Genomic DNA, 20,387 nt, shown 5'->3' with positions numbered 1-20,387 from the left:
CGCCCGGTCCGTGGGAGGATGGATTCCCGTGCGGTTCCTCGACGGCCAGCGGCCCACCACGGACCTGACGTACAACGACGTCTTCCTCGTCCCCTCGCGCTCGGCGGTGACCTCCCGCCTGGACGTGGACCTGTCCAGCGACGACGGCACGGGCACGACCGTCCCGCTCGTCGTGGCGAACATGACGGCGGTCTCCGGGCGGCGGATGGCGGAGACCGCCGCCCGCCGCGGCGCCCTGGCCGTGCTGCCCCAGGACGTGCCCGCGGACGTCGTCGCCGACGTCGTCGCGTCCGTGAAGTCGCGCCACCCCGTGCTCGAGACCCCGGTCGTCGTGCGCCCGGACTCCACGGTCACCGACGTCCTGCACCTGCTGCCCAAGCGGGCCCACGGCGCGGCCGTCGTCGTGGACGACGCCGGCGCGCCGGTCGGGGTGGTCGCCGAGGCGGACTGCCAGGGCGTGGACCGGTTCACCCAGGTGCGCGAGGTGATGTCGCCCGACCCGTTCGTCCTCGAGGCCGCGGACGTGACGGGCGCGGGCGGCCTGGAGAAGGCCTTCGCGGCGCTCGACGGCGCCCGGCGCTCCTTCGCGCCGGTGGTCGAGCGGCTCGAGGGCGGCCGCCTGGCCGGCGTGCTCACCCGCACCGGGTGCTTGCGCTCGCGCGTGTACGCGCCGGCCCTGGACGAGCGCGGGCGCCTGCGCGTCGGCGTCGCCGTCGGCATCGGGGGCGACGTCGCCGCGGCGGCGTCCGCGGCGCTGGAGGCCGGGGCGGACGTGCTCGTCGTCGACACCGCCCACGGCCACCAGGAGCGCATGCTCTCCGCCCTGCGCGCCGTGCGGTCCCTGGGCCCGCGGGTGCCGGTGGTGGCGGGCAACGTCGTCACCGCCGACGGCGTGCGCGACCTCGTCGAGGCCGGCGCCGACGTCGTCAAGGTCGGCGTCGGCCCGGGCGCCATGTGCACCACGCGGATGATGACCGGCGTCGGCCGCCCGCAGTTCTCCGCGGTGCTCGAGTGCGCCGAGGCCGCCCGGCAGCTGGGGGCGAGGGTGTGGGCGGACGGCGGCGTGCGCCACCCGCGCGACGTCGCCCTCGCCCTCGCCGCCGGCGCCAGCCAGGTCATGGTCGGCTCGTGGTTCGCGGGCACCTACGAGAGCCCGGGCGACCTCATGCACGACGAGTCCGGCCGCCCCTACAAGGAGAGCTTCGGCATGGCCTCCGCCCGCGCGGTGGCCGCGCGCACCCGGGCGGACTCGCCCTTCGACCGCGCCCGCAAGGCGCTGTTCGAGGAGGGCATCTCCAGCTCCCGGATGCTCCTGGACCCGGCGCGGCCCGGCGTGGAGGACCTGCTCGACCACATCACCTCCGGCGTGCGCAGCACCTGCACCTACGCCGGGGCGGCGGACCTCGCGCAGCTGCGCGAGCGGGCCGTCGTGGGGCTGCAGTCGGACGCCGGCTACCAGGAGGGCCGCCCCCTCCCGGCGGGGTGGTGAACGCGCCGGGCGGGAGGGAACGGACACCGCCGGACATTCTCCCGACCAGGAATGACATTCGTGGAACTCGCCGTCCACAAAAGCGCGGAAGTCCCGGACCCGGCACCTTCGCGTCCCTATGGTGGGAACTCCTCGGCGCCGGGAGAACGGCGGCGCGGGGCCGCCCGCAGGGCGGAGACCGACCCCGTTCGACCCCTATTAGACCCGCTCCGGGAGGGTGCCTCGTGCCGTCGCATCGCGCAGCTGGGACCGTCGACGAACCGCTCGTCGGGGAGCCGGCCGGGAGTGCGCGGCTGCAGCCCCTGACCACCTGGGAGGAGGGGCTGCGCGCCCGCGCCGGCTGGGCCGCGGCGCCGGCCCGCTCCTCGGCCGGCGACCACACCACGGGTCCCGTTCTCCCCGTGCTGGGCGTTCCCGTCGTCCCGGTGGTCCCCGCCGCGGCCGGCCCGGCCGCGCCTGCTGCCCCGGCCGCGGCTGCCGCTCCGGCGGCGCCTGCTGCCCCGGCCGTGCGCTCCGGGCGCCGTCGCGCCGACCGTCCCGTCGACGCGACCTCGCTGCTGGCGGCGGCGTCCGCCGCGGCGCCCCCGCCGGCCGGTGCGCCTGCGCCGTCCGCGCCCCCGGCGCCGGAGCAGGCCCCTGCCCGGGCCCGCCGCCGCGCTGCCGGGCCGGTCGACGCGACGGCGCCCACCGCCAGCGTCGGGCCCCGGCCCGGCGGCCGCCGCGCCCTGCGCGCCCAGGCCGCGGCGGCCGCGCCGGAGCCCGCACCCGACCCCGCACCCGCCGTCGTCGCGGCCGCGCCCGCGACCGCGCCGGTCCCCGCTCCCGCGAGCGCGACGGCAGCCGCCCCCGGAACGACGGCGCCGCTGCCCGCGGTCCCCGCGGCCGCTGCGACCGCCGCCGTCCCGAGCGCGCGCCCGGCCACGGCGGTCCGCACGGCATCCCGCACGGCCCTCCGCCCGGCCCCCCGCACGGCCCCCCGCACGGCCCCCCGGGCGGCGGTGCCTGCGCCGGTGGTCCCCAGCTCCCGGCCGGTGCCGGCGGGGTCCGTCGACGGCGTCGCGATCTCGACCGTCACGCTGCCGCCGGTCTACGAGGCCGCGCCCACCGAGCGCGTGCCCGAGCGCGCGCCCGAGGCGGCCGGGCGCGGCGGGCTGCTGCGCCGGCGCCACAGCGGCGCCGCGTTCTCCCCGGCCCGCGGCCGCGGGCACCACCGCACCCCCACCCGCACGGGCCTGCCTGCCATCCCGCAGGTCGGCGTGGCCGGCGTCCTGGGCCTGGCCACCCTCGTCGCGCCGCTCGTCGCCGACGTCGGCGCCGGCAGCGCCGAGGCCGACACCACGAGCACGACCCGCACCGCCGTCGCTCCCCGGACCCCGGTGGCGACCACCGTGGCGCTGGAGGAGGTCAGCGACGTCCCGGCGGTGGAGGTCGCGGCCACCGCGCCGCTGTCGGCCGACCTCGAGCTGCCCGACGCCGCCGCGATGGCCCGCGCCCGCGCCGAGGCCGACCAGGCCAGCCGCGCCGCCGAGCGCAAGCTGCTGGAGGAGCGCCAGGCCGCGGAGGCGGCCGCCGCCGCGGCCGCCGAGGCCGAGCGCCAGGCCGTCGCGGAGCTGACGCAGGGGTGCACCGGCGTGGTGCCGGAGGGCTCCGAGGACGCCGCCAACGGGCGCCTCGACACCGAGGAGCTGTGCTCGCTGTGGGAGTCCGGGCACATGCTGCGCGCCGACGCCGCCGTCAGCCTGGCCCGGCTCAACCTGGCCTTCCGCGCCCAGTTCGGCGAGGACCTGTCGCTGACCGACTCCTACCGCTCCTACGCCGCGCAGGTGGCGGTCAAGCGGAGCAAGCCGAACCTGGCCGCGCGCCCGGGCACCAGCGAGCACGGCTGGGGCCTGGCGGTCGACCTCGGCGGCGGCGTCGAGGACTCCGACGAGCACTACGACTGGCTGCGCGAGCACGCGCCCGCCTACGGCTGGGACAACCCCGAGTGGGCGCGCAAGAGCGGCTCCGGCCCCTACGAGCCGTGGCACTGGGAGTTCGCCGAGGCCGACTGAGCCCGACCGGGCCCGGTCGGGGGCGGGCGAGCGGGTCACGGCCGCCGCCGGGGCGCTGCTAGAGTCGCGACCGCGCCCGTGCCGCGCGTCGGCGCGGTCGGCCCCCGTAGCTCAGGGGATAGAGCACCGCCCTCCGGAGGCGGGTGCGCAGGTTCGAATCCTGCCGGGGGCACGCGCAGGGCCGGTCGCGACACAGCCGCGACCGGCCCGTCGTCGTCCGGGCCCCCACCTCCGTCCGGGCCCTACGCTGGCCCCGTGGTCGACCCCGTCCGCGTCCTCGTCGTCGACGACACCGAGCAGATCCGCATGCTCATCCGCCTCAACCTCGAGCTGGAGGGGCACGTCGTCGAGGAGGCCGCCGACGGCGACGCGTGCCTGCAGCGGCTGCGCGACCCCTCCCTGCCGCGACCCGACGTCGTGACCATGGACGCCGTGATGGAGCCGCGCGACGGCTGGACGACGCTCGCGGACATCCGGCGCGACCCCGCGCTGGCGACCCTGCCGGTGGTGATGGTCACGGCGTCCGTGCAGGCCCACCAGCGCGCCCGCGCCCGCGACGCCGGGATCGACGCCCTCGTGTCCAAGCCCTTCGACCCCAGCGCCCTGGTCGAGGTGGTCGAGGACCTCGCGGCCTCCGGGCGCCCGGCGCAGGGCGCGCGCTGACGGCCGGGCGCGGGAGCCGCGCCATTACCCTGGGGGGGTGACCCCCGCCGAGCTGTCTGCAGCCGTCCGCGCCTGCCTGACCGACGCCGTCGACGCCGGCGAGCTCGCGGTCGCCGTTCCGGACGAGGTGCGGATCGAGCGCCCCCGCAACCGCGAGCACGGGGACTGGGCCACCAACGTCGCGCTGCAGCTGGCCAAGGGCGCGGGCGTGCCGCCGCGCCGGCTCGCCGACGCGCTCGCGGCCCGCCTGTCCGCCGTCCCCGGCGTCAAGAGCGTGGACGTCGCGGGCCCGGGCTTCCTGAACATCGTCCTCGACGCCGCCGCGGCGGGGGAGCTGGCGCGCACCGTCGTCGAGGCGGGCCCCGCCTACGGGCGCGGCGAGGCCGCCGCCGGCCGCTCCGTGAACCTCGAGTTCGTCTCGGCGAACCCCACGGGCCCGATCCACCTGGGCGGCACGCGCTGGGCGGCGGTGGGGGACTCCCTGGCGCGCGTCCTGGAGGCCTGCGGCGCGCGGGTGGCGCGCGAGTACTACTTCAACGACCACGGCGCGCAGATCGACCGGTTCGCGCGCTCCCTGCTCGCGCGCGCCCGCGGCCAGGAGGCGCCCGAGGACGGCTACGGCGGCGCCTACGTCGAGGAGATCGCCGCCCGGGTGCTGGCCGACGTGCGGGCGGCGGGGGAGGCGGACCCGCTGTCGCTGCCCGAGGACGAGGCGCTGGAGGTCTTCCGCGCCCGCGGCGTGGCGCTGATGTTCGACCAGATCAAGGCCGACCTGCACGCCTTCGGCGTCGACTTCGACGTCTACTTCCACGAGGACTCCCTGCACGCCTCCGGCGCCGTCGAGCGCGTCGTCGAGGAGCTGAAGGCCTCGGGGCGGCTGTACGCCGCGGAGGGCGCGTGGTGGCTGCGCTCGACCGAGTTCGGCGACGACAAGGACCGGGTGGTCATCAAGTCCGACGGGTCCCCGGCGTACATCGCCGGCGACCTGGCGTACCTGCGCGACAAGCGCGCCCGCGGGTTCGACCTGTGCGTCTACCTCCTCGGCGCCGACCACCACGGGTACGTCGCGCGGCTGAAGGCGGCGGCCGCCGCGTTCGGCGACGACCCGGCCGTGGTGGAGGTGCTCATCGGCCAGATGGTCAACCTCGTGCGCGGCGGCGCGCCGGTGCGGATGAGCAAGCGGGCCGGCACGGTCGTGAGGATGGAGGACCTCGTCGACGCCGTCGGGGCGGACGCCGCCCGCTACGAGCTCACGCGCTACTCGGCCGACTCGGCCATCGACGTCGACCTCGACCTGCTCGTCAAGCGCACCAACGACAACCCCGTCTTCTACGTGCAGTACGCGCACGCGCGCACCGCCGGGGTCGGCCGCACCGCCCGCGACCTCGGCGTGCGCACCGAGGACGGCTTCGACCCCTCGGTGCTGGACCACCCCACCGAGACGGCGCTGCTCGCGGCGCTCGGCGAGTTCCCGCGCGTCGTCGCGCAGGCCGGGGAGCTGCGCGAGCCGCACCGGGTGGCCCGCCACCTGGAGGCCCTCGCGGGCAGCTACCACAAGTGGTACGACGAGCGCCGCGTCAGCCCCCAGGGCGAGGAGCCGGTCACCGACGTGCACCGCACCCGGCTGTGGCTGAACGAGGCCACCCGCACGGTGCTGGCCAACGGGCTGGCGCTGCTCGGCGTCAGCGCCCCGGACCGGATGTAGGAGGGATCGTGCGAGCACACCCCGCCGGAGCCCTGCACGCCGAGGGCTACGGCGCTCCGGCGTGGCTGTCCGTGCCGGCCGACGTCAACGCGCTCGTGCCCGGGCTGTGGTCCGCGACCGCCTCCCGCGGCGAGGACGGCGCCCTGCGCGTGGGCGGCCTGGACGTCGCCGCCATCGCCGCCGAGCACGGCACCGCGGCGTACGTGCTCGACGAGGTCGACTTCCGCGCCCGGGCCCGGGCGTTCCGCGACGCCTTCGACGCGGCCTTCGCCGACGCCTGCGGCGGCGCGGACGTCTACTACGCCGCCAAGGCCTTCACGTGCACCGCGGTGGCGCGCTGGCTGGCCGAGGAGGGCCTGTCCTACGACGCCTGCACGGGCGGGGAGCTGGCGGTGGGCCTGCGCGGCGGGATGCCGCCGGAGCGGATGCTGCTGCACGGCAACAACAAGTCGGACGCCGAGATCGCCCGTGCCGTGCGGGCCGGGCTCGGACGCGTCGTCGTCGACAACCTCGGCGACGTGGACCGCATCGCCGACGCCGCCGCCGCGCACGGGGTGCGCCAGGGCGTGCTGGTCCGCGTCACGGTCGGCGTCGAGGCGCACACCCACTCCTACATCGCCACCGCGCACGAGGACCAGAAGTTCGGCCTCTCGCTCGCCGGCGGGGACGCCGCGGCTGCGGTGGCCGCCGTCCTCGCCCGCCCCGAGCTCGACCTGCGCGGGCTGCACAGCCACATCGGCTCCCAGATCTTCGACGTCGCGGGCTTCGAGGTCGCCGCCCGCCGCGTGCTCGGGCTGCACGCGGCCGTCGCGCGCGAGCACGGGCACGCGATGCCCGAGCTGGACCTCGGCGGCGGCTTCGGCGTCGCGTACACCACCCAGCACGACCCGCTGACCCCCGAGCAGCTGGCGAAGGGGATGGCGGAGGTCGTCGTCGAGGCGTGCGCCGCGCTGCGGGTGCCGGTGCCGCGGATCTCGGTCGAGCCCGGGCGGGCGATCGCCGGGCCGAGCACCTTCACCCTCTACCGCGTCGGCACGGTCAAGGACGTCGAGCTGGACGGCGGGGCCCGGCGCCGCTACGTGGCCGTGGACGGCGGGATGAGCGACAACATCCGCACGGCCCTGTACGACGCGGACTACTCGGCCACCCTCGCCGGGCGCGCGTCCTCGGCGCCGCCGGTGCTCAGCCGCGTCGTCGGCAAGCACTGCGAGAGCGGCGACGTCGTCGTCAAGGACGAGTTCCTGCCCGGGGACGTCGGCCCCGGGGACCTGCTGGCGGTGCCCGGCACGGGCGCGTACTGCCGCAGCATGGCCAACCAGTACAACCACGTGCCGCGCCCGCCCGTGGTGGCCGTGCGCGACGGCGTCGCCCGCGCGGTGGTGCGGCGGGAGACCGAGGAGGACCTGCTCGCCCTCGACGTCGGCTGACGCGCCCGGGGCGGACGGGGGTGGACGGGGGTGGACGACGGCAGGGGTGATCACGACGCGCTGGGTGGCCCGCCAGGTCGCCCTCGCCTGCGGCTGACACCGTCCGCCCTCACGGGCGCGCCGGCGTCCTCGTGCGTCATCCCGCAGGAGGAGGCCGGGGAGGCCGGTGGGCACCTGGGGTGGACGTGCCGGGCGCGCGAGGGGAGCAGGCTCGGCCCCCTCGCCGGCGCGGTGCCGGGCGAGCGACTCGAGCAGGAGCCGCGCCGTGCCTCAGGACCCTCCCTCCTCGACCCTCCTGGCCGCGGGGGAGCCGATCACCGGCGCACCGGCGCCGGTGGGGGCCAGGAGCGCGCGCATCGACGCGCTGGACGTGCTGCGCGGGTTCGCCCTGTGCGGGATCCTGCTGGTCAACGCCGGGCCGGTGACCCGCTTCCAGCACGCGCTGGAGCCCTCCCCGGTCACGCTGGAGGATCCGAGCGGCTGGCTGCAGCTCCTCGTCCAGCAGCGGTTCTTCCCGATCTTCTCGCTGCTGTTCGGCGTGGGCTCCTCCCTCTTCCTGGCCTCCGCCGCACGCCGCGCCACCCGCCCGCGGGTGCTGCTGGCGCGGCGCCTGCTGGTCCTGCTGCCCCTGGGCGGAACCCACCAGCTGCTGCACCCGGGGGAGGCGCTGACCCCCTACGCCGTCGTCGGGCTGCTGGTGCTGCTGCCCTCCTCCTGGCTGCCGCGGTGGGCGGTGGCAGCGGGCGCTGCGGTGCTGGTCCCCGCAGCACTGGCCACCGGGGGAGGCATCGCCCTGGTGCCGGGGCTGTTCCTGCTCGGCTCCGCCCTGGTGCGCTACGGCGTCGTCGACCGCCTGGAGACCTCCACCCGGGGACCGCTGCTGCTCCTCCTCGGCTTCGCAGCCGCCGCGGCGCCCGCTGCGGCCTGGCAGCTGGAGGACCTGGAGCGCTCCGGTTTCACCGCCTCCTCCGCGGTGGCCGGGCTGCTCACGGCCGGCGTCTACGTCACCGGGCTGCTGGTGCTGCTGCGCACCCCGGTGCGCTCGCTGCTCCAGACCGCCTTCGTGCCGCTGGGACGCACGGCGCTGACCACCTACGTGAGCGCCACCGTGGTGCTGGTCCTCGCCGGGCACCTGCTCGACCTGCCGTCCAGCCGCTCCTGGACGGTGCTCCTCCTCGTGGCCGGTGTGCTCCTCGTCGCCCAGTGGGCCTTCTCCACCTGGTGGCTGCGGCACTTCACCCAGGGACCGCTGGAGTGGCTGTGGCGCTGGGCGACGTGGGGTCGGCGCTCGCCGCTGCGGCGGTCGCGGGCTGCGACCGGGGGACGGTGACGGCCGCCTGCGCGGGGTCGTCGGCGCGCGCCCGCAGCTGCGGGTACTGCGGCAGGGCGAGCGAGCTCGACGCCGAGGACGGCAGGACGCGCTCCGCGATCCCGCGCAGCGCGCGGGTGGCGACGAGGCGGTGGACGCCGTGCAGCACCTCCAGGCCCCAGCGGGTCTTCGGCAGGGCCAGCGCGGGCACTCCCGGGGGCAGCCGCTGGACCTCCTCCACGTGCGGACGCAGCAGCTGCTCGTAGGCCCGGTGGGCGCGGCCGGGGTCGAACGGTGAGCCGGAGCGACGCGCGCGCTCCTGCTCGGCGGCGAGCTCGCCGGCGAGGACGTGCGCTCCCAGCAGCGCCAGCGTGGTGCCCATCCCGGTGGGGCCGCCCCAGGCGGTGTCGCCGAGGACGGCGACCCGCCCGCACGACCACCGCGGCACGGACACCTGCTCGGCGCGCTCGAGGTAGAACTCCTCCGGCTGGGCGGCGAAGCCGTCCAGGACGCGCTGGGTCTGCCACCCCGCACCGGCGAACCGCTCGCGCAGCACCCTGATCTGGATCTGCGCGTCGAGGCGGTCCAGCCCCAGCGGCGGGGCTCGGAAGGCCAGGGCCGCCCGCGTCGAACCGACGTCGTCCGGGCGCAGCGAGACGACGCGGCCGTCGGTGGCGGTCAGCCACCGCCACCACCGGTCGTCGGCGTCGGTGCGCTCGATGGTGCCGTAGGCGACGTACTGGCCCCGGTCGCGGTAGGCGGCTCCGGTGCCGGCGTCCGTGCCGAAGGCGAGGTCACGGGTCCTGGACCGGCGGCCCTCGGCGACCACCAGCAGGTCTTAGCGCTCGCGGTGGCCGGCGGCGGTGACCACGTCGACGCCGTGCTCGTCCTGGGAGACCTCGACCAGGTGGTCGCCGTAGCGGTGCTCCACCTCGCCGACGGTGGCCTGCAGCAGCAGCGCCGAGAGCCGTCCGCGCAGGATCTCCAGCTCGGCGGTGGGTCCGTCGTGGCCCTGCTCGGCGGGGATGGTGGCGTAGGCGGTGCCGTCCGGGCGCAGGAACCGCGTCCCGGTCTCACCGGTGCCCGCGGCGGCCACGCTCCCGTGCAGTCCCATCCGGCGCAGGACCTCGTGGCCGGCGCCGCGGACGTCGACGTTCTGGCCGGCGCTGCGCACCCGCGGGGCGCGTTCGAGCAGGGTCGGGGAGAGACCGGCCCGCCACAGCTCGTGCGCCACGGCCGGACCGGCGATGCTGCCGCCGGTGACCAGGACCCGCGGTGCTCCCTCGAGCATCGTGCTCATGCTGCCTCCGATCAGATGGCTCCTCGGCGAAGAACCTTCATCATCAAGGTACTCCGCGATCGAGTAGAGTGCACGCGTGGCGGTCCAGGGCGAGCAGGACGAGCAGATCGACGAGGGCGACTCCCTCTTCAGGCCCGGCCAGCGGGCCAGGGTGCTGCAGCTGCTGCGCTCCTACACCGACACCCACGTCGAGCTGACCCGTCACCTGGCCCGGACGCTGGGGGTGCACGTCAGCGACGCCGTCGCCGTGGCCGAGGTCCTGTGGGCCGAGAGCACCGCGGAGCCCCTGACACCGGCGCGGCTGTCCGAGCGCACGGGCCTGACCTCGGGGGCCACGGCGACCCTGCTGAACCGCCTGGAGACGTCCGGTCTCGTCGTCCGCAGCCGCGAGGACGCCGATCGCCGCGTCGTACGGGTGCGCCTGACGCCGCGGGCCCGCGCGCGGACCGAGGAGTTCTTCACCCCCACCGGCGAGCAGCTCGACCGCGTCCTGGACGGCTACGGCGACGCCGTCCTGGAGCAGGTGGAACACCTGCTCACCAACGTCGTCGCCGCGATGACGGCCCACAACGCGCACCTGCGGACGACCTCTCCGGCGAACGCGGTGCCTCCCGAGGACCGGTCCGTGGCGAGCGGTCCCGGGGCGGGTCGCGGCCCGGGCACCGGGGCGCTCGGCCACCTGGCGCGCCGCTCGACGCAGACCGGGGCACGAGCATCGCCGTCGACGGCTTCGCCCACGTGCGGCTGACCGTCACCGACATCGCCCGCTCCCGGGCCTTCTACGACCGGGTGTTCGCCCTGCCCGTGGCCTTCGAGGTGCCACCGGACGCCGACGAGCGCACCCGCGAGCAGCTGGGGTTCCTGTACGGCGGAGTGGTCTGCCGGCTCGGGTCGGGTCTGCTCGGCCTGCGCCCGGTCGCGCCCGCCGCCGACCGCTTCGACCAGGACCGGGTCGGCCTGGACCACCTCGGCCTCGCCGTCGCCGACCGCGCCGCCCTGCACGCCGCCGCGGCCCGATCCACCTGGGGCGCCCTGGACCGGCCGCGACCCCGGGGACGGGCGGGGGCGGCGTGGTCGAGACGGCGCCGGTCCACGTCCTTGCAGCTCAGGTCCCTCCTGCGGCGCCGCGGGCGGTCGCCTGCTGCTCCTCGTACCTGCGGTCGGCGGCGTCGATGCTGGCGCGGCTGCGCAGGTCCACCCCGGCCCTCGCCGCGGCCGCCCTCGCCTCGGGGCTGGTGAGGTCGGGGGCGCGCACCACGGCGGGTTCGATCGTGCGGTCCTGCGCCGCGTGCGGCCGCTGCCGCGCCGCGAGGTCCTCCGCGGACGCCTCCGCCAGCGCGAGGGTGGCCGCGCTCACCGGCACGGCGCTGCCGGTGAGCGCGGTGCCGACCAGCGGCGCGTAGCCGGAGGCGTGCCCGGAGCGGTTCGGGTGGTACGAGTCGGCGGTGGGGCTCGACAGGCCGTTGACCCACGCGGAGGGGTCGCACACCGCGTGACCGGTGAACGACGCCGTCGGGTTCGCGTACGAGACGCCCGCCGTCCTCGCCGCCGCGGCGGCCGTGGCGTTGAGCAGGTCGGCGGTGGCGTTCAGCCGCGACATCTCCGCGGCCGAGAACCACGTCGCGGAGTTGCAGTCGGTGCCGTTGAACACCCGCGGGTACCCGGCGACGACCACGCGCGCCTGCGGGGCGCGCGAGCGCACCGCGGCGTACAGGGAGGCCAGGCGGCCCGGCAGCGAGGAGGTGATGACGCCCTGCGCCCGGTCGACCGCGGCGGTGCAGTCGCTCATCCACGCGGGCCTGGCGCACTCGGTGAGCACGTCGACGAAGCCGGCGTCGTTGCCGCCGACCGTGAGCGTCACGTGCGCCGTCGCGCCGCTGAGGGCGCCCAGCTGCAGCGCGGCGACGTCGGCGGTGGTCGCTCCGGCGCAGGCGCGCAGGTCGAGCGCGTAGCCCCGGCCGCTGGCCAGCAGCGAGGGGAAGGAGTACACCGACCGCGAGCACGACGTCCCGTCGGTGAGGTACGCGCGCGTGCCGGTGCCGGAGGAGTAGGAGTCCCCGAGCGCCGCGTACGAGGCGCCCGCGGCCGTCGCCGGCGCGAGGGCGAGGGCCGCGACGACGGCCCCCGCCGCCGCGGCACCGGCCCTGGCGCCCGTCCGCCACGCCTGCTCCCTCGCCACCGCCGCCTCCCCACGCCGAACCCTCCGTGTCAAAGTATTGACGCAGAGTCACATGAAGTGGGTGGTCGGGGAGCGGTCCGCGCGCGGTCGGTGGCCGGCCGCGCCCGGTCAGCCGTGGGCGAGCACGGGCGGGCGGCTCAGCGTCGCGGGTCCAGCCCGGCGTCGTAGGCCGCGACGATGGCCGCGGCCCGGTCGCGGGCCCCCAGCTTGGCCAGGATCGCCGAGACGTGGGACTTCACCGTCCGCTCCGCCATCCGCAGCGCCTGCGCGATCTCGCCGTTGCTCGCGCCGCGGCACACCAGCCGCAGCACGTCCGCCTCCCGGGGCGTCAACCGCTCCAGCACGCGCGAGCCCGCGGCTCGGTCCGGGCGCCCGCGGGCGCGCTCCAGGACCCGGGGCAGCACGCGCGGGTCCAGCCAGGCCCCGCTCGCGGCGACGGCGCGCACGGCGTCCACGAGCAGCTCGGCGGGGCTGTCCTTGAGGACGAAGCCCGCCGCGCCGGCGTCCAGCGCCGCCCACAGGACCTCGTCGTCGTCGAAGGTCGTCAGCGCCAGCACGGGCGGCGCCTGGGGGTCCGCGCGCAGCCGGCGCGTGGCCTCCGGGCCGTCGACGCGGGGCATCCGCACGTCCAGGAGCACGAGGTCGGGCCGGTGCGCCCGCACCGCCGGCAGGACCGCGGACCCGTCCTCGCACTGGGCGACGACGCAGAAGCCCGGTTCGGAGCCGAGGACCATCGCCAGGCCCGAGCGGACCATCGCCTGGTCGTCCGCGAGCACGATCCGCACGCCCGCGCCGCTCACGCCGTCCTCCCCGTCCCCGCCGTCCCCGCCGCGGACGCCGCGGACGCCGCGCGCGAGGGCCGCGTCGACGCCCCGGGCAGCGGCAGGCGGCAGCGCACGACCCACGCGCCGCCGTCCGGGCCGCCCGCCAGGTCACCGCCGACCGAGGCCACGCGCTCGGCCAGCCCCACCAGCCCGTAGCCGCCCGAGGACGCCGCCGCCCCGGCTCCCTCGCGCACCGGGTTGCTGACGCGCACGAGCACACCGCTGCCCTCGACGGCGACGTCCACCGCCGCGGACGGCGGGTCGGCGTGGCGGGCGGCGTTGGCGAGGGCCTCCTGGACCACGCGGTGCAGCGTCACGCGGGTCACCAGGGGGAGCGCCTCGAGCGCACCGCTCGTGCGCAGCGCCACCGGCAGCCCCGCGGCGCGGTAGCCGTCGGCGAGCTCCTGCAGGTCCAGGGAGAGCACCGGGCGCTCCTCGCGCTCGTCGCGCAGGAGGCCCACGACGCCGCGGATGCCGTCCAGGCTCTCCCGGCACACCCGCTCGGCGTCCGCGAGGGCGCCCTCGGCGGCGGCCGGGTCGGTGCGCAGCACCCGCCGGGCGCCGCCGACGTGCAGCACCACGACGGTGAGGGAGTGCGCGACCAGGTCGTGGACGTCGCGGGCGATGCGGTGCCGCTCCTCGCGGGCCGCCGCCTCGGCGAGGCGGGCGTCGGCCGCCCGCAGGTCCTCGGCCAGCGCCGTGGCGCGGTGCACGAGGAGGCCGACGAGCACGCCGAGGAGGTCGCCGAACGCGAAGTACACCGAGCCCGCGTCCCGCGCACCGGCGGGCAGGAGGAACGGCAGGAAGGGCAGCGCCACCACGGCCGCCGTGGTCGCCCCGACGAGGGCGCCGGGGCCCGCGCGGCTGGCCACGCGGCTGGCGGCGACCGTGGCGAGGAAGACGGCGCCACCGACGCCGTGGACCGCCACCAGGAGCACCACCGGGGCGATCGACAGCAGCGCGAACGCCCCCAGCGGCAGGTCGCGGCCGGCGGCCACGAGCGCCGACGGCACGAGGGAGAGCAGCACGCAGCCGAGGACCAGCGGCGTCCGCGGGCCCTCGAGCAGGCCGAGGACGGCGGCCGCGAGCGCGACGCCCGCGTAGATGCGCTCGGGCACCGGGGACTGCCGCTCGGTGTCGCGTTCCACGCTCGTGCGCTCCTCGGTGCCGGGCCGCGCGGTGCGCGCCAGCGGGGCCGGGGCAGCCCCGGTGGCGGGGATGCTAGCCGCGCCGCCGTCCCCGCGGACCGTCCCGAGCGGCCGCCTCCTCCTCGTCCCCGGGGACGAGGAGGAGGCGGCCGCGGGGCCGACGACGCCGCGGACCGCACGCCCCCACGCTGACCGCATGACCACCACCGCCGCAGTCCCCGCGGTCCCCGCGGTCCCCGCGGTCCCCGCGACCCCCGCCGAGCGCGCCCGCCGCCTCGCCGGCGGAGGCCGGCGCCGGCTCGACCCGGGCACCGTCCTGGCGGTCGGCGCCGCGGCCTCGGCCGCGCTCCTCGCCGTCTCCGCCGCCGGCCTGGTGCTCGACGACCGGACGATCACGGGTGCGCCCGCGTGGCTGAAGCCGGCGAAGTTCGCCGTGTCCGTCACCGCCTACCTGCTCTCGCTGCGCTGGGTGCTCTCGCACGTGCGCGGGCACCGCCGCGCCACCGGGGCGGTCAGCGCCGCGGTGGCCGTGGCCCTCGTGCTGGAGCTGGGCGCCATCACCACCCAGGTGCTGCGCGACACGAGCAGCCACTTCAACGCGACCACGCCGTTCGACGGCGCCCTCTTCCAGGCGATGGGAGCGGTGATCTCGCTCGTCTTCCTGGCGACCGTCGCGGCCGGCGTGCTGGCGCTGCGGAACCGCGACCTGGACGCGGGGGTCGCCGCCGGCATCGGGTGGGGCGTCGCGGTGAGCCTGCTCGGCATGGCCGAGGCGGTGCTGATGATCACCAACGGCGCCTGGAACCCCACCGGCGGGCACACCGTCGGCGCGCCGGACGGCGGCCCGGGGCTGCCGCTGACCGGGTGGAGCACCGCCCACGGGGACCTGCGCGTGGCCCACTTCGCCGGCCTGCACGCCCTGCAGGTCCTGCCGCTGCTGGCGTGGGCGCTGGCGCGCGGAACGGGCCTCGACCCGCGCACGCGGGCCCGCCTGGTCGCCGTCGCCGGCACCGCCCAGGCCGCCCTCGTGGTGCTGCTGGCGTGGCAGGCGCTGCGCGGCCAGGCCCTCCTGCGCCCGGACGCGCCCACGCTGCTCGCCCTCGCCGTCCTGGCCGCGGCGACCGCGGCGGGGGTGCTCCTGGTGCTGCGGCGACCCCCGCGCGGCGCCCGGCTGGCAGCATCGCGGCGTGGACCTCTCGACCGCGCGGGCGCAGTTCCCGCACGTGCCCGGCTACTGCAACGCCGCGACGCTCGGCCTGCCGCCGGCCGGGGTGCGCGACGCCCTGGGCGCCGCCGTGCAGGAGTGGGCGGACGGGCGCGCTGACGCCCGCGCCTACGACCGGTCCGTGGCCCGCGCCCGGGAGCTGTACGCGCGGCTGGTGGGCGTGCCGACCGAGTGGGTCAGCGTCGGTGCGCAGGCGTCCGTCACGGCGGGCACCGTGGCGGCGTCCCTGCCGGACGGCGCCCGCGTGGTCTGCGTGGCGGAGGACTTCACCTCCGTGGTCTTCCCCTTCCTCGTCCAGCAGGAGCGGCGGGACGTCGCGGTGCGCCAGGTGCCGCTCGCGGGCCTGGCGGACGCCGTCGCGCAGGGCTGCGACCTGGTCGCCTTCTCCCTCGTGCAGTCCGCGGACGGTGCCCTCGCCGACGCCGCGGCCGTGCGCGAGGCCGCCGACCGCGTCGGGGCGACCACCTTCTGCGACCTCACCCAGGCCGTGGGGTGGCTGCCGGTGCGGGCGGGGGACTTCGACGTCACGGTGACCTCGGCGTACAAGTGGCTGTGCGCCCCGCGCGGCGTCGCCCTCGGCACCGTGGCGCCGCGGCGCTGGGACGAGCTGGTGCCCGTGGACGCCGGCTGGTACGCGGGCGAGGACGTGTGGGCCTCGGTGTACGGGCCGCACATGGCGCTGGCCCGCGACGCGCGCCGCTTCGACGTCTCCCCGGCCTGGCTGCCGTGGGTGGGGGCCGTCCCGGCGCTGGAGCTGTTCGCCGCCCTCGACCCGCACGAGGTGCACCGGCACGACGCCGGGCTGGCCGATGCCGTCCTGGAGGGCCTGGGGCTGCCTCCGGCGCGGCGGGCGGTGGTCGCCGTCCCGGACCCCGACGGCCGCGCCCTGGCGCGCCTGAGCGCGGCCGGGGTCACGGCGGTGCCCCGCGCCGGGGCGGTGCGGCTGTCCTTCCACCTGTGGAACGACGAGGAGGACGTGGCCCGGGTGCTGGCGGCCCTGCGCTGAGCGCTCCCGGGCGACGGCAGCGCCGGCCCGGGGCGGCGCGGGTGTCAGCACGTGCGCGGACTCCGGGTCGCCGTGGTGCTGGCACGGGCGCGGACGGTGCGCTCAGCGCGGCGGCAGCTGGCGGGTCGGGATCGCCGGCTCCCCGCGCGAGAGCGCCAGGCCCTCCCACGGCAGCGTGACCATCACCTCGCGCAGGTGCCGGCGCGAGTCCTCCAGCGCCGCCAGGCCGGGCACCGGCTCGCCGCCGCGCACCAGCGGCACCTGCAGCGCGCGGTCGCCCGGCTCCGCGGGGGGCGCGCCGTCCGCGCTGACGACCTCCTCCGTCGCCGTCCCGCTGGCGCGGTGCCGGCGCACGGCGACCTTGCGCCCGCCGTGGGTGGTCTTGGACTCCGAGCGCTTGGCGACGTGGCGCCCCTCGACGTCCACGAGCTTGTAGACCATGCCGGCGGTCGGGGCCCCGGAGCCGAGCACGACCGACGTCCCGACGCCGTAGGCGTCCACGGGCGCCGCGACGAGCGCGGCGAGGGCGTGCTCGTCGAGGTCCCCGGAGAGCACGATCCGCGTCGACGTCGCGCCGAGGGAGTCCAGCTGCTCGCGCGCCTGGTGGGCCAGGACGGCGAGGTCCCCGGAGTCGATGCGCACCGCGCCGAGGCCGGTGCCGGCGACCTGCACGGCGGTGGTGATGCCCCGGCGGATGTCGTAGGTGTCCACCAGCAGCGTCGTGCCCGTGCCGAGCGCGGCGACCTGGGCGGCGAACGCCTCCTCCTCGGTCTCGTGCAGCAGCGTGAACGCGTGCGCGCTCGTGCCGGTCGTCGGCAGCCCGTGGCGGCGTCCGGCCTCCAGGTTCGAGGTCGCGGAGAAGCCGGCGAGGAAGGCGGCGCGCGCCGCCGCCACGGCGGCCTCCTCGTGGGTGCGCCGGGTGCCCATCTCGATCAGCGGCCGGCCCGAGGAGGCGCTGACCATGCGGGCCGCCGCGGCGGCGACCGCGCTGTCGTGGTTGAGCACCGAGAGCACGAGCGTCTCCAGCAGCACGGCCTCGCCGAAGGGGGCCGTCACCGTCAGCACCGGGGAGCCGGGGAAGAACACCTCGCCCTCGGCGTAGCCGTCCACGTCTCCGGTGAAGCGCCAGGACGCCAGGTGCTCGAGGGTGGCCTCGTCGACCGTGCCGGCCTCCCGCAGCCGGGCGAGGACGGGCTCGTCGAAGCGGAACCGCGCGATCGCCTCCAGCAGCCGGCCGGTGCCGGCGACGACGCCGTAGCGGCGCCCGTGCGGCAGCCGCCGCGCGAAGACCTCGAAGGTGCACCGGCGGGCGGCCGCGCCGCTTCGCAGCGCCGACCGCAGCATCGTCAGCTCGTAGTGGTCCGTCAGCAGCGCCGTCGAGGGGAGCGGTGAGGTCTGCACCCGCTCACCGTAGAGTGGGTGCGTGGGGACCGTGATCGCGACGGCTTCTCCCGCCGAGGCCGAGCAGCTGGACGCCGAGGAGCTCGCGCGCCCGGACGCGCCGTGGGTGACCATCGTCTGGAACGACCCCGTCAACCTGATGTCGTACGTCAGCTACGTCTTCCAGAGCTACTTCGGCTACCCGCGGGCCAAGGCGGAGAAGCTCATGCGGCAGGTGCACGAGGCCGGCCGGGCGGTGGTCTCCTCCGGCACGCGCGAGGAGATGGAGCGGGACACCGAGGCGATGCACGGCTTCGGGCTGTGGGCGACGTTCAGCAAGTCGTAGAGCAGCGGGCCGGCAGGCGCGCGAGCGGAGGAGGCAGGCGGTGGCACGCCGGTTCGAGCGGACCCGGCGCGGGGTCGGCGCCCGGCTGGACGAGGACGAGCGCACCCTGCTCGCGGGGCTGCTCCTGGAGGTCGAGGACCTCCTGGACGACGGCCGCTTGCACCTGGTGGACCCGCTCGAGGCCCTCGTCGAGCTGAGCCCGGAGGCGACCACGCCGACGGACCCGGCGCTGGCCCGGCTGCTGCCGGAGGCCGCCCGGGACGACGCGGAGGCCGCCGCGGAGTTCCGCCGCCTCACCGAGGGCACCCTGCGGCGGCGCAAGCGCGAGGCGCTGTCGACCGCCCGGCACACCCTGGACCGGCCCGGGCCCCTGCAGCTGGACGACGTCGAGGCCCAGGCGTGGCTGACGGCGCTCAACGACGTCCGGCTGGTGCTCGCCACCCGCCTGGAGCTGCGCAGCGACGAGGACGCCGAGCAGCTGCTGGGGCGCACCGCGCAGCTGGCCCCCGAGGACCCCCGGGCCTGGATGGCGGCGGTCTACGACTTCCTCACCTGGCTGCAGGAGACCCTCGTCACGGCCCTGACCGCCCAGCTGCAGGCGCGCCCGCCCGCGCGCGGGGCCGGCACGTAGTCTTCGCGCTCGTGGCGGACGCACCGATCGGCATCTTCGACTCGGGGGTCGGGGGCCTGACCGTCGCCCGCGCCGTGCTCGACCAGCTCCCGCACGAGCCCGTGGTCTACCTCGGCGACACCGCCCGCGCCCCCTACGGGCCCCGCCCCCTGGCGCAGGTGCGCGCCTTCGCGCTCGAGTGCCTCGACGAGCTCGTCGCCCAGGGCGTGAAGCTGCTCGTCATCGCGTGCAACTCCGCGAGCGCCGCGGTGCTCCACGACGCCCGCGAGCGCTACGACGTCCCGGTCGTCGAAGTGATCCGCCCCGCGGTGCGGCGGGCGGTGGCGACCACGCGCAACGGCCGGGTGGGGGTGGTGTGCACGACGGCGACGGCGACGTCCGGCGCCTACGCCGACGCCTTCGCCGCCGCCCCGCACGTGCGGGTGACGACGCAGGCGTGCCCGCGCTTCGTGGAGTTCGTCGAGGCCGGGGTCACCTCCGGCCCCGAGCTGCTGGCCGCGGCCCGCGAGTACCTCGCGCCGGTCGTCGCCGCGGACGTCGACACGCTCGTGCTCGGCTGCACCCACTACCCGCTGCTGACCGGGGCGCTGTCGTACGTGGTGGGGGAGGGCGTCAGCCTGGTCAGCAGCGCCGAGGAGACGGCGCAGGCGGTCTACCGCGAGCTGGTGCAGCGCGACGCCGCGCGCCCCGACGGCCTGCCGCAGCCCCGCCACCGCTTCCTCACCACCGGGGACCCGGCCACGTTCACCGACCTCGCCCGCCGCTTCCTCGGCACCGCGGCTCCCGCGGCGCTGAGCGCCGAGCGGCACACCACGGCGCTGACGACCGCGTCGATCCCCGTCGTGCCGCGCAGGAGCGCCCGGTGAGGCTCACCGTCGTCGGCTGCTCGGGCTCGGTGCCCGGGCCGGGCTCCCCGGCGTCGTGCTACCTGGTGGAGGCCGAGGACGACGCCGGCCGCACGTGGCGCGTCGTGCTCGACCTCGGCAGCGGCGCCTACGGCCCGCTGCAGCGGCACGTGGAGCCGACGGGGCTGGACGCCGTCCTGCTCAGCCACCTGCACGCCGACCACTGCCTGGACGCCACCGCCCTGTACGTGGCTCTGAAGTACGGCCCCGCCGGACGGCGCGACACCCCGCCGGTGGCGGTGTGGGCGCCGTCGGGGGCCCCGCGCCGCCTGGCCCGCGCCTACGACCTGACCGACGAGCGGCCCCTGGCGCGGGTGCTGGCCTTCAGCGCCTGGCGCCAGCACGACCCGGTGCGGATCGGGCCGCTGACGGTGGTGCCGCACCGGATGAACCACCCGGTGGAGACCTACGGCCTGCGGGTCACCGGACCCGCCGAGCAGGGCCAGGGCGGCGGCGAGCGCGTGCTGGCCTACACCGGCGACACCGACACCTGCCCGGCGCTGCTGGAGCTGGGGCGCGACGCCGACCTGCTGCTGTCCGAGGCCTCGCTGCTGGAGGAGTGGGACGAGCCGCGCGACCTGCACCTGACCGGCCGGCGGGCCGGGCGGGCGGGCGCCGAGGCCGGCGCCCGCCGGCTCGTGCTCACGCACCTGCCGCCGTGGACCCCGCCCGGCGCCGTGCAGGCCGAGGCCCGCGCCGAGTACCCCGGCCCGCTGGAGCTGGCCGCCCCGGGCGCCGTCCTCGTGGTCTGAGCCACCGGCCGGCCCAGCCACCGGCCGGCCCAGCCGCGGGTCGCCCG

At 77.5% G+C, this 20,387-nt stretch carries 19 protein-coding genes, 1 tRNA gene and 1 pseudogene; 15 read left to right on the top strand and 6 right to left on the bottom strand.

What is annotated here, in order from left to right:
- Positions 1-28: 28 nt before the first annotated feature.
- From BLS82_RS01925 to BLS82_RS01895, 7 genes are all read left to right on the top strand, one after another.
- Positions 29-1,489, top strand: a complete 1,461-nt coding sequence (locus tag BLS82_RS01925; RefSeq protein ID WP_092861102.1) for a GuaB1 family IMP dehydrogenase-related protein — start codon at positions 29-31, stop codon at positions 1,487-1,489.
- A 224-nt stretch (positions 1,490-1,713) separates the two neighbouring features.
- Positions 1,714-3,540 carry a M15 family metallopeptidase gene (locus BLS82_RS01920; RefSeq protein ID WP_092861100.1) on the top strand — a complete coding sequence of 609 codons (1,827 nt, stop codon included), beginning with the start codon at positions 1,714-1,716 and terminating at the stop codon, positions 3,538-3,540.
- A 100-nt stretch (positions 3,541-3,640) separates the two neighbouring features.
- Positions 3,641-3,712, top strand: a tRNA-Arg gene (locus tag BLS82_RS01915).
- Positions 3,713-3,795: 83 nt separating this feature from the next.
- Positions 3,796-4,203, top strand: coding sequence for a response regulator (locus BLS82_RS01910; protein ID WP_218123445.1), 408 nt, complete (start codon positions 3,796-3,798; stop codon positions 4,201-4,203).
- Between the two features lie 37 nt (positions 4,204-4,240).
- Positions 4,241-5,908, top strand: a complete 1,668-nt coding sequence (gene argS / locus BLS82_RS01905; RefSeq protein ID WP_092861098.1) for an arginine--tRNA ligase — start codon at positions 4,241-4,243, stop codon at positions 5,906-5,908.
- An 8-nt stretch (positions 5,909-5,916) separates the two neighbouring features.
- Positions 5,917-7,335: a diaminopimelate decarboxylase gene (lysA, locus tag BLS82_RS01900; RefSeq protein ID WP_092861096.1), complete on the top strand. Its 1,419-nt coding sequence runs from the start codon at positions 5,917-5,919 to the stop codon at positions 7,333-7,335.
- A 265-nt stretch (positions 7,336-7,600) separates the two neighbouring features.
- A complete protein-coding gene (locus BLS82_RS01895) occupies positions 7,601-8,665 on the top strand; it encodes a DUF418 domain-containing protein (protein ID WP_255378051.1) in 1,065 nt (354 codons plus the stop codon).
- Here the strand turns inward: BLS82_RS01895 and BLS82_RS15525 are convergent.
- Together BLS82_RS15525 and BLS82_RS15520 are read right to left on the bottom strand one after the other, a co-directional pair.
- Positions 8,571-9,473 (bottom strand): Rossmann-fold NAD(P)-binding domain-containing protein, encoded by a 903-nt coding sequence (locus BLS82_RS15525; protein ID WP_176818879.1) that lies wholly within the window; start codon positions 9,471-9,473, stop codon positions 8,571-8,573. The two genes, BLS82_RS01895 and BLS82_RS15525, sit on opposite strands and share 95 nt — an antisense overlap.
- Positions 9,474-9,482: 9 nt before the next feature.
- Positions 9,483-9,944: an FAD-dependent monooxygenase gene (locus BLS82_RS15520; protein WP_176818878.1), complete on the bottom strand. Its 462-nt coding sequence runs from the start codon at positions 9,942-9,944 to the stop codon at positions 9,483-9,485.
- A 76-nt stretch (positions 9,945-10,020) separates the two neighbouring features.
- On the opposite strand from BLS82_RS15520, the gene BLS82_RS01885 reads away from it, so the two are divergent.
- Both BLS82_RS01885 and BLS82_RS16675 read left to right on the top strand, forming a co-directional pair.
- Positions 10,021-10,692 (top strand): MarR family winged helix-turn-helix transcriptional regulator, encoded by a 672-nt coding sequence (locus BLS82_RS01885; RefSeq protein ID WP_092861094.1) that lies wholly within the window; start codon positions 10,021-10,023, stop codon positions 10,690-10,692.
- Positions 10,659-10,958: pseudogene (locus BLS82_RS16675) on the top strand (VOC family protein); the annotation flags it as partial. The gene BLS82_RS01885 and the pseudogene BLS82_RS16675, both read left to right, overlap by 34 nt.
- Positions 10,959-11,049: 91 nt before the next feature.
- Here the strand turns inward: BLS82_RS16675 and BLS82_RS01880 are convergent.
- From BLS82_RS01880 to BLS82_RS01870, 3 genes are all read right to left on the bottom strand, one after another.
- Positions 11,050-12,123 (bottom strand): SGNH/GDSL hydrolase family protein, encoded by a 1,074-nt coding sequence (locus BLS82_RS01880; protein ID WP_092861092.1) that lies wholly within the window; start codon positions 12,121-12,123, stop codon positions 11,050-11,052.
- 137 nt (positions 12,124-12,260) lie between these two features.
- A complete protein-coding gene (locus tag BLS82_RS01875) occupies positions 12,261-12,923 on the bottom strand; it encodes a response regulator transcription factor (RefSeq protein WP_092862555.1) in 663 nt (220 codons plus the stop codon).
- Entirely contained in the window at positions 12,920-14,095 is a 1,176-nt protein-coding gene (locus BLS82_RS01870; protein WP_143028706.1) for a sensor histidine kinase, read from the bottom strand. The genes BLS82_RS01875 and BLS82_RS01870 overlap by 4 nt, the downstream gene beginning before the upstream one ends.
- 196 nt (positions 14,096-14,291) lie before the next feature.
- Here BLS82_RS01870 and BLS82_RS16220 point away from each other — a divergent pair, with 196 nt between their 5' ends.
- Positions 14,292-15,419, top strand: coding sequence for a hypothetical protein (locus BLS82_RS16220; protein WP_255378050.1), 1,128 nt, complete (start codon positions 14,292-14,294; stop codon positions 15,417-15,419).
- On the top strand, positions 15,319-16,326 hold the full coding sequence (locus BLS82_RS01860; RefSeq protein ID WP_369811033.1) for an aminotransferase class V-fold PLP-dependent enzyme: 1,008 nt from the start codon (positions 15,319-15,321) through the stop codon (positions 16,324-16,326). The genes BLS82_RS16220 and BLS82_RS01860 overlap by 101 nt, the downstream gene beginning before the upstream one ends.
- A gap of 102 nt (positions 16,327-16,428) precedes the next feature.
- Here the strand turns inward: BLS82_RS01860 and BLS82_RS01855 are convergent, their stop codons facing one another.
- Entirely contained in the window at positions 16,429-17,727 is a 1,299-nt protein-coding gene (locus tag BLS82_RS01855) for a nicotinate phosphoribosyltransferase (RefSeq protein WP_255378049.1), read from the bottom strand.
- 34 nt (positions 17,728-17,761) lie between these two features.
- Between BLS82_RS01855 and clpS the strand changes: the two genes are divergently transcribed.
- Genes clpS through BLS82_RS01835 form a run of 4 tightly spaced genes read left to right on the top strand, consistent with a single transcriptional unit; the run spans position 17,762 to position 20,340 of the window.
- On the top strand, positions 17,762-18,052 hold the full coding sequence (gene clpS, locus BLS82_RS16215) for an ATP-dependent Clp protease adapter ClpS (RefSeq protein WP_369811032.1): 291 nt from the start codon (positions 17,762-17,764) through the stop codon (positions 18,050-18,052).
- A 40-nt stretch (positions 18,053-18,092) separates the two neighbouring features.
- Entirely contained in the window at positions 18,093-18,683 is a 591-nt protein-coding gene (locus BLS82_RS01845; RefSeq protein WP_092861084.1) for a DUF2017 domain-containing protein, read from the top strand.
- An 11-nt stretch (positions 18,684-18,694) separates the two neighbouring features.
- Entirely contained in the window at positions 18,695-19,549 is an 855-nt protein-coding gene (gene murI / locus BLS82_RS01840; protein WP_092861082.1) for a glutamate racemase, read from the top strand.
- Complete coding sequence (locus BLS82_RS01835) at positions 19,546-20,340, top strand: MBL fold metallo-hydrolase (protein WP_092861080.1); 795 nt, start codon at positions 19,546-19,548, stop codon at positions 20,338-20,340. Before murI ends, BLS82_RS01835 begins: the two co-directional genes overlap by 4 nt.
- Positions 20,341-20,387 lie beyond the last annotated feature (47 nt).

Source organism: Quadrisphaera sp. DSM 44207 (genome assembly GCF_900101335.1).
Classification (GTDB): Bacteria; Actinomycetota; Actinomycetes; order Actinomycetales; family Quadrisphaeraceae; genus DSM-44207.
The sequence above is the reverse complement of the archived record's forward strand: the minus strand, read 5'-3'. Positions and strand labels throughout refer to the sequence as shown.

Bases quoted from the DNA above. Each gene is read 5' to 3' on its own strand.
- BLS82_RS15520 (WP_176818878.1), bottom strand. From the start codon at position 9,944: ATGAGCACGATGCTCGAGGGAGCACCGCGGGTCCTGGTCACCGGCGGC.
- BLS82_RS16220 (WP_255378050.1), top strand. From the start codon at position 14,292: ATGACCACCACCGCCGCAGTCCCCGCGGTCCCCGCGGTCCCCGCGGTC.